Origin of the sequence: Streptomyces tateyamensis, from assembly GCF_003205575.1 — a bacterium.
GTDB lineage: Bacteria > Actinomycetota > Actinomycetes > Streptomycetales > Streptomycetaceae > Kitasatospora > Kitasatospora tateyamensis.
This window is the reverse complement of the sequence record NZ_PYBW01000097.1, coordinates 38040-54824: the sequence shown is the minus strand read 5'-3', so window position 1 is coordinate 54824 and position 16785 is coordinate 38040. Positions and strand designations below refer to the sequence as shown.

Annotated in this window: 13 protein-coding genes; 11 read left to right on the top strand and 2 right to left on the bottom strand. The window is 71.2% G+C overall.

Features of this window, described 5'->3' with window-relative positions:
* Nucleotides 1-39: 39 nt before the first annotated feature.
* The 3 genes from uvrB to C7C46_RS24585 all read left to right on the top strand — a co-directional run bounded on the left by uvrB (nt 40) and on the right by C7C46_RS24585 (nt 3901).
* Nucleotides 40-2133 (top strand): excinuclease ABC subunit UvrB, encoded by a 2094-nt coding sequence (gene uvrB / locus C7C46_RS24595; RefSeq protein WP_110672089.1) that lies wholly within the window; start codon nt 40-42, stop codon nt 2131-2133.
* Between the two features lie 95 nt (nt 2134-2228).
* Complete coding sequence (locus tag C7C46_RS24590) at nt 2229-2813, top strand: TerD family protein (protein WP_110672088.1); 585 nt, start codon at nt 2229-2231, stop codon at nt 2811-2813.
* 176 nt (nt 2814-2989) lie between these two features.
* A complete protein-coding gene (locus C7C46_RS24585; protein WP_110672087.1) occupies nt 2990-3901 on the top strand; it encodes a TerC family protein in 912 nt (303 codons plus the stop codon).
* A 51-nt stretch (nt 3902-3952) separates the two neighbouring features.
* Here C7C46_RS24585 and C7C46_RS24580 read toward each other — a convergent pair whose 3' ends face one another.
* Together C7C46_RS24580 and C7C46_RS24575 are read right to left on the bottom strand one after the other, a co-directional pair.
* On the bottom strand, nt 3953-4606 hold the full coding sequence (locus C7C46_RS24580) for an MBL fold metallo-hydrolase (protein WP_110672086.1): 654 nt from the start codon (nt 4604-4606) through the stop codon (nt 3953-3955).
* A 73-nt stretch (nt 4607-4679) separates the two neighbouring features.
* The gene (locus C7C46_RS24575) at nt 4680-5447 is read right to left on the bottom strand and encodes a maleylpyruvate isomerase family mycothiol-dependent enzyme (protein WP_110672085.1); all 768 of its coding nucleotides are present in this window, start codon (nt 5445-5447) and stop codon (nt 4680-4682) included.
* A gap of 264 nt (nt 5448-5711) precedes the next feature.
* Here C7C46_RS24575 and uvrA point away from each other — a divergent pair, with 264 nt between their 5' ends.
* The 8 genes from uvrA to C7C46_RS36745 all read left to right on the top strand — a co-directional run bounded on the left by uvrA (nt 5712) and on the right by C7C46_RS36745 (nt 16783).
* A complete protein-coding gene (gene uvrA, locus C7C46_RS24570) occupies nt 5712-8618 on the top strand; it encodes an excinuclease ABC subunit UvrA (RefSeq protein ID WP_110672084.1) in 2907 nt (968 codons plus the stop codon).
* 77 nt (nt 8619-8695) lie between these two features.
* Nucleotides 8696-9157, top strand: coding sequence for a Rieske (2Fe-2S) protein (locus C7C46_RS24565; RefSeq protein ID WP_110672083.1), 462 nt, complete (start codon nt 8696-8698; stop codon nt 9155-9157).
* Between the two features lie 43 nt (nt 9158-9200).
* Nucleotides 9201-11237 carry an excinuclease ABC subunit UvrC gene (gene uvrC / locus C7C46_RS24560; protein ID WP_110672082.1) on the top strand — a complete coding sequence of 679 codons (2037 nt, stop codon included), beginning with the start codon at nt 9201-9203 and terminating at the stop codon, nt 11235-11237.
* On the top strand, nt 11234-12148 hold the full coding sequence (gene rapZ, locus C7C46_RS24555) for an RNase adapter RapZ (RefSeq protein WP_110672081.1): 915 nt from the start codon (nt 11234-11236) through the stop codon (nt 12146-12148). The genes uvrC and rapZ overlap by 4 nt, the downstream gene beginning before the upstream one ends.
* 45 nt (nt 12149-12193) lie before the next feature.
* Nucleotides 12194-13261 carry a gluconeogenesis factor YvcK family protein gene (locus C7C46_RS24550; RefSeq protein ID WP_110672080.1) on the top strand — a complete coding sequence of 356 codons (1068 nt, stop codon included), beginning with the start codon at nt 12194-12196 and terminating at the stop codon, nt 13259-13261.
* On the top strand, nt 13252-14232 hold the full coding sequence (whiA, locus tag C7C46_RS24545; RefSeq protein ID WP_110672079.1) for a DNA-binding protein WhiA: 981 nt from the start codon (nt 13252-13254) through the stop codon (nt 14230-14232). The genes C7C46_RS24550 and whiA overlap by 10 nt, the downstream gene beginning before the upstream one ends.
* A gap of 180 nt (nt 14233-14412) precedes the next feature.
* Complete coding sequence (gene gap / locus C7C46_RS24540) at nt 14413-15417, top strand: type I glyceraldehyde-3-phosphate dehydrogenase (RefSeq protein WP_110672078.1); 1005 nt, start codon at nt 14413-14415, stop codon at nt 15415-15417.
* Nucleotides 15418-15577: 160 nt separating this feature from the next.
* A complete protein-coding gene (locus C7C46_RS36745) occupies nt 15578-16783 on the top strand; it encodes a phosphoglycerate kinase (protein WP_110672077.1) in 1206 nt (401 codons plus the stop codon).
* The last annotated feature ends 2 nt before the right edge of the window (nt 16784-16785 follow it).

Genomic DNA, 16785 nt, shown 5'->3' with positions numbered 1-16785 from the left:
CCCCGGCTGAATGTCGGCGATGGGTCGTACGGTGGATCCGTGCGACCCATCACGAGCATTGAGCGGACCAAGGCGCCCTTCGAGGTCGTCAGCCCCTACCAGCCCAACGGCGACCAGCCGGCGGCGATCGCCGAGCTGGAGCGCCGCATCCGCGCGGGCGAGAAGGACGTCGTCCTGCTGGGCGCCACCGGCACCGGCAAGTCGGCCACCACCGCCTGGATGATCGAGAAGCTCCAGCGGCCCACCCTGGTGATGGCGCCGAACAAGACCCTGGCCGCCCAGCTGGCCAACGAGTTCCGCGAGCTGCTGCCGAACAACGCGGTCGAGTACTTCGTCTCGTACTACGACTACTACCAGCCCGAGGCCTACGTCCCGCAGACCGACACTTACATCGAGAAGGACTCCTCGATCAACGAGGAGGTCGAGCGGCTGCGCCACTCCGCGACCAACTCGCTGCTCACCCGCCGGGACGTGGTGGTGGTCGCCTCGGTCTCCTGCATCTACGGCCTGGGCACCCCGCAGGAGTACGTGGACCGGATGGTCCAGCTGCGGGTCGGCGAGGAGGTCGACCGGGACGCGCTGCTGCGCCGCTTCGTCGACATCCAGTACACCCGCAACGACCTGGCCTTCACCCGCGGCACCTTCCGGGTGCGCGGCGACACCGTCGAGATCTTCCCGGTCTACGAGGAGCTCGCGGTCCGGATCGAGATGTTCGGCGACGAGATCGAGGCGCTCTACCTGCTGCACCCGCTGACCGGCGAGATCATCCGCCAGGACCAGTCGATCCACATCTTCCCCGCCACCCACTACGTGGCCGGCCCGGAGCGGATGGAGCGGGCGGTCAACGGCATCGAGGCCGAGCTCGCCGAGCGGCTTGCCGTGCTGGAGAAGCAGGGCAAGCTGCTGGAGGCCCAGCGGCTGCGGATGCGCACCACCTACGACATCGAGATGCTCCGTCAGATCGGCTCCTGCTCCGGCGTGGAGAACTACTCGATGCACTTCGACGGCCGCGAGCCCGGCTCCCCGCCGAACACCCTGCTGGACTACTTCCCGGAGGACTTCCTCCTGGTCATCGACGAGTCGCACGTGACCGTCCCGCAGATCGGCGCGATGTACGAGGGCGACGCCTCGCGCAAGCGCACCCTGGTGGACCACGGCTTCCGGCTGCCCTCCGCGCTGGACAACCGCCCGCTCAAGTGGGAAGAGTTCCTGGGGCGGATCGGCCAGACCGTCTACCTCTCCGCCACCCCCGGCCCCTACGAGCTGTCCCGCGGCGACGGCACGGTCGAGCAGATCATCCGCCCGACCGGCCTGATCGACCCCGAGGTGATCGTCAAGCCGACCGAGGGCCAGATCGACGACTTGGTGCACGAGATCCGGGCCCGGGTGGAGAAGGACGAGCGGGTGCTGGTCACCACGCTCACCAAGAAGATGTCCGAGGACCTCACCGACTACCTGGTCGGCCTGGACATCCGGGTCCGCTACCTGCACAGCGACATCGACACGCTGCGCCGGGTCGAGCTGCTGCGTGAGCTGCGGGCCGGCAAGTACGACGTGCTGGTCGGCATCAACCTGCTGCGCGAGGGCCTGGACCTGCCCGAGGTCTCCCTGGTGGCGATCCTGGACGCGGACAAGGAGGGCTTCCTGCGCTCCGGCACCTCGCTGATCCAGACCATCGGCCGCGCCGCCCGCAACGTCTCCGGCCAGGTCCACATGTACGCGGACCGGATCACCCCGTCGATGGAGCGGGCGATCGACGAGACCAACCGCCGCCGAGCCGTCCAGCAGGCCTACAACGAGAAGCACGGCATCGACCCGCAGCCGCTGCGCAAGAAGATCGGCGACATCCTGGACACCCTGGCCCGCGAGGAGGTGGACACCGAGGAGCTGATGTCCAGCGGCTACCGGGACGCCAAGGCCAAGGGCCGGGCTCCGGTGCCCGCCCTGGGGGTCGGCCAGAAGGACACCAGGAGCCTGCCGGCCGCCGAACTGGCCCAGCTGATCCAGGACATGACCGAGCGGATGCACACGGCCGCCGCCTCGCTCCAGTTCGAGCTGGCGGCCCGGCTGCGCGACGAGGTCAAGGAGCTGAAGAAGGAGCTGCGCCAGATGCGCGAGGCCGGCATCGCCTGACCCGGGGCGGGGCCCCGCGCGGGGCCGGGGCCCCTGGTCGGGGGTCCGGCCCAGGGCCTAGGGTGAGGGTGGCGTACATCGGAGGGGGCCGCACCGTGTCGGTGAGTCTGAGCAAGGGGCAGCAGGTCCGGCTGCGCCGGTCGACCGGGGAGGCAATGACCCTGGTCCGGATGGGCCTGGGCTGGCAGGCGGTGCCCAAGCGCGGCCTGTTCGGCAGCAAGCCCCGGCAGATCGACCTGGACGCCTCCGCGCTGCTCTACACCGACCGGGTGCCGACCGACGTGGTCTTCTTCAAGCACCTGGTGAGCAACGACGGCTCGGTGCGGCACGCCGGCGACAGCAGGGTCGGCGGCGCCGTGGCCGGCGGCGATGACGAGTCGATCGTGGTGGACCTGAGCCGGATCCCGGCCCGGATCACCCAGCTGGTCTTCACCGTCAGCTCGTACGGCGGCCAGCCGTTCACCGAGCTGGCCGCCGCGCACTGCCGCCTGGTGGACGAGTTCGGCGGCCAGGAGCTGGCCCGCTACGAGCTGGCCGGCGGCGGCGCGCACACCGGCCAGATCATGGCCAAGGTCTACCGCGAGCCGGACGGCGACGGCTGGGCGATGCAGGCGATCGGGGCGGTGGCGCAGGCCCGGACCTTCCAGGACATGCTGCCGGCCATCGCGCCGTTCCTCTGACTTCTTTACCTGCGCTTGACGTTCTCTGGTAGCCTTCGCAGTAACGGAGGGGAGTATTCCCCCTCGGCGCTTCCCGTCATCACGGCGACCTCCGACCGGTCGCCCGGGTTCGCCGGCTCGCCGCAGGCGGGCGGAAGAGACCTCCGGCATCGAATCCATGCCGGAGGAGCAGTTCCGTGGACGTTTCGTTCGCCCTGTGGGCGGCCACCATCGGGGTCCTGATCGCCCTGATCGCCGCCGATTTCTTCATCGGCGGCCGCAAGCCGCACGAGGTCTCGCTCAAGGAGGCCGGCATCTGGACCGGGGTCTGGGTGGCCCTGGCTCTCGCCTTCGGCGGCTTCCTCTGGTGGCAGTTCGGCGGCGGCAAGGCGGGGGAGTTCTTCGCCGGCTACGTCACCGAGAAGTCGCTGAGCGTGGACAACCTCTTCGTCTTCGTGCTGATCATGGCCAAGTTCGCGGTGCCCAAGGCGCAGCAGCAGCGGGTGCTGCTGGTCGGCGTGCTGATAGCGCTGGTGCTGCGGGCGCTGTTCATCGCCGGCGGCGCGGCCCTGGTGGCCAGCTTCTCCTGGATCTTCTACCTGTTCGGCGCGTTCCTGATCTGGACCGCCTGGAAGCTGGTCAAGGAGGCCCGGTCCGGCCACCAGGAGAGCGAGTTCGAGGAGAACGCGCTGCTGCTGGCGGTGCGCCGGTGGTTCCCGGCGATCTCCGCGATGACCGTGGTGATGCTGGCGATCGGGCTGACCGACCTGCTCTTCGCGCTGGACTCGATCCCGGCGATCTTCGGCCTGACCCAGGACCCGTACATCGTCTTCACCGCCAACGCCTTCGCCCTGATGGGCCTGCGCCAGCTGTACTTCCTGCTCGGCGGGCTGCTGCAGCGGCTGGTGCACCTGAGCTACGGGCTCTCGGTGATCCTCGGCTTCATCGGGATCAAGCTGGTGCTGCACGCCCTGCACGAGGGCGGGGTGGCGGTGCCGGAGATCAGCACCCCGCTCTCGCTGGGGTTCATCGTGCTGGTGCTCGCGGCCACCACGGCCAGCAGCCTGTGGGCCTCGCGCCGGGGCGCGGCGCGCGAGCTCACCGGCTGAGCCGCAGCCCGGTGGCCGCCGGCCCGGGCGGGCGGCGGCCACCGGCGGGTGTCACCAGCCGCGCTCGCGCCATTCGGCCAGGTGCGGGCGCTCGGCACCGAGCGTGGTGTCCTTGCCGTGGCCCGGGTAGACCCAGGTCTCGTCCGGCAGCGCGTCGAAGAGCTTGGTGGTGACGCCGTCCAGCAGGCTGGCGAAGGCCTCCGGATCCTTCCAGGTGTTGCCGACCCCGCCCGGGAAGAGGCAGTCGCCGGTGAAGACGTGCGGGTGGCCCTCCGGGTCGTCGTAGACCAGCGCGATCGAGCCGGGGGTGTGCCCGACCAGGTGGCGGGCGGTCAGCTCGGCCCGGCCGACCCGGACGGTGTCGCCGTCGGACAGCGGCAGGTCGGTGGGGACCGGGATGCCCTCGGCGTCGAAGCGGCCGGCCGCGGTGCGGGCGCCGGTGGCGGCCACCACCTCGGCCAGCGCGCCCCAGTGGTCCGGGTGGCGGTGGGTGGTGACCACGGTGGCCAGCCCCTCGCCGACCGTCTCCAGCAGCACCGGGGCGTCCGCGGCCGCGTCGATCAGCAACTGCTCGTCGGTGGCCCGGCAGCGCAGCAGGTAGGCGTTGTTGTTCGTCGGGCCGACGGCGACCTTGGTGATGATCAGGTGGGCCAATTCGCGGACGTCGGGCCGACCGCCGACGTGGACGTCTCCGTGGTAGCTCAAGACCTACTCCTCACAGTCAGGTGGCACAGCAGAACAGTCGAGTGGCACAGCGGAACGGGAACATGATCCCGGGTCAGCCCATCGGGGGCAGCGCGGGCAGGGCGGTGCGCGGGTCGGTGAGCAGCTCGCCGTTGCGGTGCACCTGCAGCCCGTCGCCGTCGGCCCGGCCGGAGAGCCAGGCCAGCAGCGCCCGCACCGGCCCCTCCACCCGCAGCTCGAAGGGGGCCTCGGCGCCGGCACCGGTGCCCAGCCGGGCCCGGTCGCCGGTGTCCTCGGCGACCAGCTCGACCGCGGGCAGGCCGTCCAGGGTGGCGAACCGGCCGGTCAGCTTGCGGAACTCGGCGGTGGCGAAGCCGTCCGGCCAGTGCGCGGGGGTGTAGCCGGCGGCCAGGTCGACATGGTGGTACTCCAGCTCGCACAGCCGCTTCCAGGGCAGCTCACTGGCCGGGAAGGTGTAGCCGTGCCGGTGCTTCAGCTCGGCCCCCCAGGCCTCGGCCGGCAGCGCGGCGGCGGCCGCGGCCAGCCGGTCGGCGCTGGCCCGCAGGTCGGCCGCCTGCTCGGCGAGCGGGCGGCCGGCGCCCTGCTGGATGCCGTCCTCGCGGGCCTGCTCGTCGGCGTACTGCGGGATGTCCTGGCCGGTGCGGGCCGACTCCAGCAGGTTGACCAGCGAGTCGGCGTTGCGGGACAGGTGGGCCAGCAGGTGGCCGCGGGTCCAGCCGGGCAGCGCGCAGGGCTCGGCCACCGCCTCGGGGTCCAGCTCGGCGACGGTGTGCAGCAGGTGCTCGGTGGCGGCCGCCACCTCGCGCAGGGTGGTGGCGGCGGTCTCGGCGGGCGTGGTCATCAGGTGGGGCCTCCGGACGGGCGTTGCCTTGCAGGGCCTGGATCGTTGGACAGCCGAAGGCTATCGCCGGGCGGGTGGTCGGGCGGGGAGTGGGCGCGACGCAGCCCGACTGTCAGTGGTATGCGGTTGACTCGGTGCGGCGTTCACTCGTCCGGGTGGGGTCCATTGGACAAGCTCGATAATCGAACGCCTGAGCTATACGCTGATCGGCGACACTGGAGAAGTTCTCTTGTTGCCAGATCCCGGAGAAAGGCGCCAGTAGCAGTGGCCGATCGCCTCATCGTCCGCGGTGCCCGCGAGCACAACCTCAAGAACGTCTCGCTCGACCTGCCCCGGGACGCCCTGATCGTCTTCACGGGCCTGTCCGGCTCGGGGAAGTCCTCGCTGGCGTTCGACACGATCTTCGCCGAGGGCCAGCGCCGGTACGTCGAGTCGCTGTCCTCCTACGCCCGCCAGTTCCTCGGCCAGATGGACAAGCCGGACGTGGACTTCATCGAGGGCCTCTCCCCGGCCGTCTCGATCGACCAGAAGTCCACCAACCGCAACCCGCGCTCCACCGTGGGCACCATCACCGAGGTCTACGACTACCTGCGGCTGCTCTTCGCCCGCGTCGGCAAGCCGCACTGCCCGCACTGCGGCCGCCCGATCGCCAAGCAGTCCCCGCAGGCCATCGTCGACCAGGTGCTGAAGCTCACCGAGGGCACCAGGTTCCAGGTGCTCAGCCCGGTGGTGCGCGAGCGCAAGGGCGAGTTCGTCGACCTCTTCGCCGACCTGCAGTCCAAGGGCTACGCCCGGGCCCGGGTGGACGGGGAGACGGTCCAGCTGACCGAGCCCCCCGTGCTCAAGAAGCAGGAGAAGCACACCATCGAGGTGGTGATCGACCGCCTCACCGTCAAGGAGAGCGCCAAGCGCCGGCTGACCGACTCGGTGGAGACGGCCCTCAAGCTCTCCGGCGGCATGGTGGTGCTCGACTTCGTCGACCTCGACGCGGGCGATGCCGAGCGCGAGCGGATGTACTCCGAGCACCTCTACTGCCCGTACGACGACGTCTCCTTCGAGGAGCTGGAGCCGCGCTCCTTCTCCTTCAACTCCCCGTTCGGCGCCTGCCCCGAGTGCACCGGCCTGGGCAGCCGGATGGAGGTCGACCCCGAACTGGTCGTCCCCGACGAGGAGAAGTCGCTGGAGGAGGGGGCGATCCACCCCTGGTCCGGCGGCCACATGAAGGAGTACTTCGGCCGACTGATCGCCGCGCTGGCCGGCGAGCTGGGCTTCCGCACCGACATCCCGTGGGCCGGCCTGCCGGCCCGGGCCAAGAAGGCGCTGCTCTACGGCCACAAGGCCAAGGTCGAGGTCCGGTACAACAACCGCTACGGCCGCGAGCGCTCCTACGTCACCGGCTTCGAGGGCGTCATCCCCTTCGTCCAGCGCCGGCACACCGAGGCCGAGACCGATTCGGGGCGCGAGCGCTTCGAGGGGTACATGCGCGAGGTGCCCTGCCCGGCCTGCCAGGGCACCCGGCTCAAGCCGGTGGTGCTCGCGGTCACCGTGCAGGGCAGGTCGATCGCCGAGGTCTCGGCGATGTCGATCAGCGACTGCGCCGACTTCCTCGGCGCGATGAAGCTGACGGCCCGCGACAAGAAGATCGCCGAGCGGGTGCTGAAGGAGGTCAACGAGCGGCTGCGGTTCCTGGTCGACGTCGGCCTGGACTACCTCTCGCTCAACCGCGCGGCCGGCACCCTGTCCGGCGGCGAGGCGCAGCGGATCCGGCTGGCCACCCAGATCGGCTCCGGCCTGGTCGGCGTCCTCTACGTGCTGGACGAGCCCTCGATCGGCCTGCACCAGCGGGACAACCACCGGCTGATCGAGACCTTGGTCCGGCTGCGCGACATCGGCAACACCCTGATCGTGGTCGAGCACGACGAGGACACCATCAAGACCGCCGACTGGGTGGTCGACATCGGCCCCGGCGCCGGCGAGCACGGCGGCAAGGTGGTGCACTCCGGGGCGCTCAAGGAGCTGCTGGCCAACGAGGAGTCGCTGACCGGCCAGTACCTCTCCGGCAAGCGCTCGATCCCGATCCCGGGGGTGCGCCGCCCGCGGGACAAGAAGCGCCAGATCACCGTGCACGGCGCGCGCGAGCACAACCTGCGCGACGTCACGGTGGGTTTCCCGCTCGGCACCTTCACCGCGATCACCGGTGTCTCCGGCTCCGGCAAGTCCACCCTGGTCAACGACATCCTCTACACCCACCTGGCCCGCGAGCTGAACGGGGCGCGCAGCGTCCCCGGCCGGCACACCCGGATCACCGGCACCGACCAGGTGGACAAGGTGGTGCACGTGGACCAGTCGCCGATCGGCCGCACTCCGCGGTCCAACCCGGCCACCTACACCGGCGTCTTCGACCACGTCCGCAAGCTCTTCGCGGAGACCACCGAGGCGAAGGTGCGCGGCTACCTGCAGGGCCGGTTCTCGTTCAACGTCAAGGGCGGCCGCTGCGAGAACTGCTCCGGCGACGGCACGATCAAGATCGAGATGAACTTCCTGCCGGACGTCTACGTGCCCTGCGAGGTCTGCCACGGGGCCCGGTACAACCGGGAGACGCTCGAGGTGCACTACAAGGGCAAGTCGATCGCCGAGGTGCTCGACATGCCCATCGAGGAGGCGCTGCACTTCTTCGAGGCGGTGCCCGCCATCGCCCGCCACCTGCGCACGCTGAACGACGTCGGCCTCGGCTACGTCCGGCTCGGCCAGAGCGCACCCACCCTCTCCGGCGGCGAGGCGCAGCGCGTCAAGCTCGCCTCCGAGCTGCAGAAGCGCTCCACCGGCCGGACGGTCTACGTGCTGGACGAGCCGACCACCGGTCTGCACTTTGAGGACATCAGCAAGCTGATCAAGGTGCTCTCCGGTCTGGTCGAGAAGGGCAACACGGTGATCGTCATCGAGCACAACCTCGATGTGATCAAGACCGCCGACTGGGTCGTGGACATGGGGCCGGAGGGCGGCAGCGGCGGCGGCACCGTGGTGGCTGAGGGCACCCCGGAGGAGATCGCCCAGGTGACGGCCAGTCACACCGGCAAGTTCCTGCGGGACATCCTCGGCGACCGGATCACCGACGAGGCCCCGGTGCCCGCCCCGCGGGCCGCCCGCAAGCGGGCCACCGCCAAGAAGTGAGCGGCGGCGGCGCGCTGAGGGACCGCAGCTAGACTGCCGCCGTCCCCCAGCCGCCGTCCCGCCCAGGAGTTCGCACCATGTCCGAGTCCGCCGAGCTTCCCACCACCTCCCGCCGCACCCTGCTCTGCTGCGGGGCGGCCGTGCTGGCGGGCGGCTCTGCCGTCGCGGTGGCCGGCTGCTCCTCGGCCGGCGCCTCGGGGGGCAGCGGCTCCGGCTCGACCGCGACCACGCCGGCCAGGAGCACGGCCGCCGTCGAGGTCGGCGCCGCGGCCGACGTGCCGGTCGGCGGCGGCAAGGTCTTCCGCGACCAGTTGGTCGTGGTGACCCAGCCCACCGCCGGCCAGTACAAGGCGTTCAGCGCCCGCTGCACGCACGCCGGCTGCATCGTGGACCAGGTCAAGGACAACCAGATCCAGTGCCCCTGCCACGGCAGCCGGTTCTCCACCGGCGACGGCGCGGTGCAGGACGGCCCGGCACCCAAGCCGCTGCCGTCCTACCCGGTGAGCGTCGAGAACGGCCGACTGATGGTCCAGAAGTAGGGTTTCCACAGACGACAGCACCATCCGAGGGGGACCGAACCGCATGGCTGACCCGTCCACCTACCGCCCGGCACCGGGGGCGATTCCGACGTCCCCCGGGGTCTACCGGTTCCGGGACGCGCACGGTCGGGTGATCTACGTCGGCAAGGCCAAGAGCCTGCGCCCGCGGCTCTCCTCCTACTTCCAGGACCTGGCCAACCTGCACCCGCGCACCGCCACCATGGTCACCACCGCGGCCTCGGTGGAGTGGACGGTGGTCGGCACCGAGGTCGAGGCGCTGCAGCTGGAGTACTCCTGGATCAAGGAGTACGACCCCCGGTTCAACGTCAAGTACCGCGACGACAAGAGCTACCCCGAGCTCGCCGTCACCCTGAACGAGGAGTTCCCCCGGGTCCAGGTGATGCGCGGGGCGCACCGCAAGGGCGTGCGGTACTTCGGCCCCTACGGCCACGCCTGGGCGATCCGCGAGACGGTGGACCTGCTGCTGCGGGTCTTCCCGGTGCGCACCTGCTCCACCGGCGTCTTCAAGCGCGCCCAGCAGGTCGGCCGCCCCTGCCTGCTCGGCTACATCGGCAAGTGCGCGGCCCCCTGCGTCGGCCGGGTCTCGGCCGCCGAGCACCGCGAACTGGCCGAGGAGTTCTGCGACTTCATGGCCGGCCGGACCGGCAACCAGCTGCGCCGGCTGGAGCAGCAGATGCAGCAGGCCGCCGCCGAGACGGAGTACGAGAAGGCCGCCCGGCTGCGTGACGACATCGAGGCGCTCAAGCGCGCGATGGAGAAGAACGCCGTCGTGCTGGCCGACGGCACCGACGCCGACCTGCTCGCCCTCGCCGAGGACGAGCTGGAGGCCGCGGTGCAGATCTTCCACGTGCGCGGCGGCCGGGTGCGCGGCCAGCGCGGCTGGGTCACCGACAAGGTCGAGGACGTGGACAGCGCCGCCCTGGTCGAGCACGCGCTGCAGCAGCTCTACGGCGGCGACACCGCCTCGGTGCCGCGCGAGGTGCTGGTCCCGGCGCTGCCCGAGCCGCTGGCCCCGGTCCAGGAGTGGCTGACCGGCCTGCGCGGCGCCCAGGTCGACCTGCGGGTGCCGCAGCGCGGCGACAAGAAGGACCTGATGGAGACGGTGGCCCGCAACGCCCAACACGCGCTGGCGCTGCACAAGACCAAGCGGGCCTCCGACCTGACCACCCGCAGCCGCGCGCTGCAGGAGATCGCCGACGCGCTGGAGCTGGACTCCGTCCCGCTGCGGATCGAGTGTTTCGACATCTCCCACCTGCAGGGCGAGGACGTGGTCGCCTCGATGGTGGTCTTCGAGGACGGACTGGCCCGCAAGAGCGAGTACCGCCGGTTCCAGATCAAGGGCTTCTCCGGGCAGGACGACGTCCGCTCGATGCACGAGGTGATCAGCCGCCGGTTCCGCCGCTACCTGCGCGAGCGCGAGCAGACCGGCGAGTGGGCGGTCCCCGAGGAGGGCCCCGAGGACGACGGTGCGCGCCCCGACGGCGACGGCCCGCGCACCGAGGACGGCCGCCCCAAGCGCTTCGCCTACCCGCCCCAGCTGCTGGTGGTGGACGGCGGCCAGCCCCAGGTGGCCGCCGCCCGCCGCGCCCTCGACGAGCTCGGCATCGACGACGTGGCGCTGTGCGGCCTGGCCAAGCGGCTGGAGGAGGTCTGGCTGCCCGGCCAGGACGACCCGGTGGTGCTGCCGCGCAGCAGCGAGGGCCTCTACCTGCTGCAGCGGGTGCGCGACGAGGCGCACCGGTTCGCCATCACCTACCAGCGCGGCAAGCGGGCCAAGCGGCTCACCGCCGGCGGGCTGGACGCGGTGCCGGGTCTGGGCGAGACCAGGCGCACCGCCCTGCTCAAGCACTTCGGCTCGGTGAAGAAGCTGCGGGCCGCCACGGTCGAGGAGATCTGCCAGGTCCCGGGAATTGGCCGGCGCACCGCGGAGACTGTTGTCGCGGCGTTGGCCTCCCGGACACCCTCCGCCTTCGCGCTGAACACCGCCACAGGCGAGATCATGGACGACGAAGTGCCACAGGGAACGCAACACAGCACCGAGAGCGGGGAACCGAAGTGACAGTGTCCGACGAGGGGCGCGCGGCCCGGCCGGAGCCGGCCGGCGACGAGACCGCCCCCGAGCTGGTCATCATCTCCGGGATGTCCGGCGCCGGCCGCAGCACGGCCGCCAAGTGCTTGGAGGACCTCGACTGGTTCGTGGTCGACAACCTGCCGCCGGCCCTGATCCCGACCATGGTCGACCTCGGCGCCCGCTCGCAGGGCGCGGTGGCCCGGATCGGCGTGGTGATCGACGTCCGCGGCCGCCAGTTCTTCGACGACCTGCGCGCCTCGCTGGAGGAGCTGGACAAGCGCGGCACCCGGATGCGGATCGTCTACCTGGAGTCCAGCGACGACGTGCTGGTGCGCCGCTTCGAGTCGGTGCGCCGCCCGCACCCGCTGCAGGGCGATGCCCGCCTGGTGGACGGCATCGCCCGCGAGCGCGACCTGCTGCGCGAGCTGCGCGGCGAGGCCGACCTGGTGATCGACACCACCGACCTCAACGTCCACCAGCTGCGCGCCAAGCTGGACGCCCAGTTCGCCGACCACGACGAGCCCGCGCTGCGCTGCACCGTGATGAGCTTCGGCTTCAAGTACGGCCTGCCGGTCGACGCCGACCTGGTGGTCGACTGCCGCTTCCTGCCCAACCCGCACTGGGTCCCGGAGCTGCGGGCCCACACCGGCACCGATGCGGCGGTGGCCGACTACGTCTTCGCCCAGCCCGGCGCCCAGGCGTTCCTGGACGGTTACACCGACCTCCTGCGTATTGTCACCGAGGGTTATCGGCGAGAGGGTAAGCGCCACATGACCCTTGCCGTAGGCTGCACCGGTGGCAAGCATCGCAGCGTGGCCATGTCGGAGCGGCTGACGAAGCGTCTGGTCGCCGACGGCGTGGAAACGGTGCTCGTGCACCGCGACATGGGACGGGAGTAACGGCGGTCCCCCAGCACCGCCGACCGACAGGAACGTGGGGTAGGTGTGACGGGATACTCGCCAGGGCGGCAGCTCCAGCACAAGGCCGCTGAGCGGGGATCCCCGGGCGCATCGAGAGCACCGCGGGGCACCGCGCCGCGGATCACCGCACTGGGCGGCGGCCAGGGGCTGTCCGCCTCGCTCTCCGCACTGCGCCGACTCACCTCCGACCTGACCGCGGTGGTCACCGTGGCCGACGACGGCGGCTCCAGCGGCCGGCTGCGGTCCGAGCTCGGCGTGCTGCCGCCCGGCGACCTGCGCAAGGCGCTGGCCGCACTCTGCGGGGACGACGAGTGGGGCCGCACCTGGTCCGAGGTGATCCAGCAGCGGTTCTCCGGCAACGGCGAGCTGGGCGGGCACGCGGTCGGCAACCTGCTGATCGTGGCCCTGTGGGAGAAGCTCGGCGACCCGGTGGCGGCCCTGGAGTGGGTCGCCCGGCTGCTCAACGTGCAGGGCCGGGTGCTGCCGATGTCGGCGGTCCCGCTGGACATCGAGGCCCAGGTGCGCGGCCACGACCCGGCCCACCCCGCACTGGTCGCCGCGGTCCGCGGCCAGGCCAGCGTGGCGGGCACCCCGGGCACCGTGCAGTCGGTGCGGCTGCTGCCGGAGGAGCCGCCCGCGGTGCCGGAGGCGGTGACCGCGGTGCTGGAGGCCGACTGGGTGGTGCTCGGCCCCGGCTCCTGGTTCACCAGCGTGCTGCCGCACCTGCTGGTGCCGGAGCTGGCCAAGGCCCTGGTGGAGACCAAGGCGCGCCGGCTGCTCTGCCTCAACCTGGCCCCCCAGCCGGGCGAGACCGAGGGCTTCACCCCGCAGCGCCACCTGGAGGTGATCGCCGACCACGCTCCGCTGTTGGGGGTGGATGCGATCCTGGTGGACGAGCGCGCGGTCACCGGCGGTGCCTTCGGCGTGGCCGACCTGGGTGGCCTGCGCAGCGCCGCCCAGCGGATGGGGGCGGCGCTGGTGCTGGACAAGGTGGCCGCCAAGGACGGCAGCCCGCGACACGACCCGGAGCTTCTGGCCGCCGCGTACGACCGGATTTTCCGGACACATGGAAGGATCGGCCCATGGCGATGACGGCAGCGGTGAAGGACGAAATCTCGCGGCTCCCTGTCACCCGGGCCTGCTGTCGCAAGGCTGAGGTGTCGGCGATCCTGCGATTCGCGGGCGGACTGCACATTGTGAGCGGTCGGATCGTGATCGAGGCGGAGCTGGACACCGGCATTGCGGCCCGGCGGCTGCGCAAGGACCTGCTGGAGATCTTCGGCCACGCGTCCGAACTGGTGGTGATGGCCCCCAGCGGGCTGCGGCGCGGCAGCCGGTACGTGGTCCGGGTGATCAAGGACGGTGAGCTGCTGGCCCGGCAGACGGGGTTGGTGGACGGGCGGGGCCGGCCGATCCGGGGCCTGCCCCCGGCGGTGGTCTCGGGTGCCACCTGCGATGCCGAGGCGGCCTGGCGCGGTGCGTTCCTGGCCCACGGCTCGCTGACCGAGCCGGGCAGGTCCTCCTCGCTGGAGATCACCTGCCCCGGCTCCGAGGCGGCCCTGGCCCTGGTCGGCGCGGCCCGCCGGCTGGGCATCCCGGCCAAGGCCCGCGAGGTGCGCGGCGCGGACCGGGTGGTGATCCGGGACGGCGACGCGATCGGCGCGCTGCTCACCCGGCTCGGCGCGCACGAGTCGGTGCTGGCCTGGGAGGAGCGCCGGCTGCGCCGCGAGGTGCGGGCCACCGCCAACCGGCTGGCCAACTTCGACGACGCCAACCTGCGCCGCTCGGCCCGCGCCGCGGTCGCGGCCGGCGCCCGGGTCCAGCGCGCGCTGGAGATCCTGGGCGAGGAGGTGCCCGAGCACCTGGCAGCGGCCGGCGCACTGCGGATGCAGCACAAGCAGGCCTCGCTGGAGGAGCTGGGCGCGCTCGCCGACCCGCCGCTGACCAAGGACGCGGTGGCCGGCCGGATCCGCCGCCTGCTGGCGATGGCCGACAAGCGCGCGATGGAGCTGGGCCTGCCCAACACCGAGGCCAACCTGACGGAGGAGATGGCACTCAACTGACCCGTGTGCCTGGCGTGGCGGTTGCGACGCAATGTGGCGTACAACGCCACGCCAGGGGCTTGACCTCGGGGGGTGATGTGCTCCGGAACACGTCCGGGGGGTAGGGTCGTGGGTGGTCGGGGACATCCCAAACTCCACCCCCGTCGGCATAGCCCGGCGTACCTCAGAGGAGATCGGTAAGTGACGATCCGGGTAGGCATCAACGGATTCGGCCGCATCGGCCGGAACTTCTTCCGTGCGGTGAAGGCTCAGGGCGCGGACATCGAGATCGTGGGTGTCAACGACCTCACCGACACCAGGACCCTGGCGCACCTGCTCAAGTACGACTCCATCCTCGGCACCCTGCAGGCGGAGGTCAGCCACACCGCCGACTCCATCACGGTGGACGGCCACACCTTCAAGGTGATCGCCGAGCGCGACCCGGCCAACCTGCCCTGGGGCGAGCTGGGCGTGGACATCGTGATCGAGTCCACCGGCATCTTCACCAAGGCCGCGGACGCCAAGAAGCACGTGGCCGCCGGTGCCAAGAAGGTCATCATCTCCGCGCCCGCGACCGACGAAGACGTCACCATCGTCATGGGTGTCAACGACGACAAGTACGACGCCGCGAACCACACGGTGATCTCCAACGCCTCCTGCACCACCAACTGCGTGGCGCCGATGGCCAAGGTGCTGAACGAGAACTTCGGCATCGTCAAGGGTCTGATGACCACGGTGCACGCCTACACCAACGACCAGGTCACCCTGGACTTCCCGCACAAGGACCTGCGCCGCGCCCGCGCCGCCGCCCTGAACATCATCCCGACCTCCACCGGTGCCGCCAAGGCCACCGCGCTGGTGCTGCCGGAGCTGAAGGGCAAGCTGGACGGCACCTCGCTGCGCGTCCCGGTGCCGACCGGCTCGATCACCGACCTGGTGGTCACCCTCGAGCGGGACGTCACCATCGAGGAGGTCAACGCGGCCTTCCAGAAGGCGGCCGAGGGCGACCTCAAGGGCATCCTGCAGTACACCGAGGACCCGATCGTCTCCTCCGACATCGTCAACTCGCCGTTCTCCACCATCTTCGACTCCCAGCTGACCATGGTCCAGGGCAACCAGGTCAAGGTCCTCGGCTGGTACGACAACGAGTGGGGCTACTCGAACCGGCTGGTCAACCTGACCTCCCTGGTCGGCAGCCAGCTCTGACGCAGCGACAGCTGACGTGAAGTGAGGTGTCAGGGCCCGGCCGGCGGAACACCCGCCGTCCGGGCCCTGTCCCTGCGCGCACCCCTCATTTCGCCCCCAACCCCCGGCGGCCCGGCGCCGTGCCGCCTGTTCAGCGCCTTCTCCCAGGAGACCGAAGACCGTGAAGACCATCGACGACCTCGAGGTGTCCGGCCAGCGGGTGTTCGTCCGCGCCGACCTCAACGTTCCGCTGAGCGGCGACACGATCACCGACGACGGCCGGATCCGCGCCGTCGCGCCGACCATCGCCGCGCTGCTCGAGCGCGGCGCCAAGGTGATCGTCGCCTCCCACCTCGGCCGCCCCAAGGGTGAGCCGGACCCGCAGTACTCGCTCGCGCCCGTCGCGGTGCGCCTGGGCGAGATCCTCGGTGTCCCGGTCGACTTCGCCACCGACACCGTGGGCGACAGCGCCAAGGCCGCCGTCGCGGCGCTGGCCGACGGCGGCGTGGTGCTGCTGGAGAACCTGCGCTTCAACGCGGGGGAGACCAGCAAGGACGACGCCGAGCGCGGCGCCTTCGCCGACCAGCTCGCCGGGCTGGCCGACCGCTACGTCGGCGACGGCTTCGGCGCGGTGCACCGCAAGCACGCCTCCGTCTTCGACCTGCCGGCCCGGCTGCCGCACGCGGTCGGCCTGCTGATCGAGAAGGAGCTGGGCGTCCTCAAGCGGCTGACCGAGGACGTGGCCCGCCCGTACGCGGTGGTGCTCGGCGGCTCCAAGGTCTCCGACAAGGTCGGCGTGATCGACAACCTGCTGGGCAAGGCCGACCGGATCCTGATCGGCGGCGGCATGATGTTCACCTTCCTCAAGGCCCAGGGCCACGAGGTGGGCGCCTCGCTGCTGCAGGAGGACCAGATCCCGCTGGTGCAGGAGTACCTGGAGCGGGCGAAGGCCAACGGCGTCGAGTTCGTCATCCCGGTGGACACCGCGGTGGCCGGCGGCTTCCCCGACGTCAAGGGCCAGAGCCCGGTGGCGGACTTCGAGGTGGTCGACGTCGACGCGATCCCGGCCGGCAAGCTGGGCCTGGACATCGGCCCGAAGACCGCGCAGCTGTTCGCCGAGAAGCTGGCCGACGCCAGGACCGTCTTCTGGAACGGCCCGATGGGCGTCTTCGAGCACCCGCAGTTCGCCGAGGGCACCCGCGCGGTGGCCCAGGCGCTGCTGGACTCCGAGGCCTTCACCGTGGTCGGCGGCGGCGACTCGGCCGCGGCCGTGCGCACCCTCGGCTTCGACGAGACCGAGTTCGGACACATTTCGACCGGCGGTGGCGCAAGCCTGGAGTACCTGGAGGGCAAGACCCTCCCCGGTATCGCCGCCCTGGAGGACTGAGA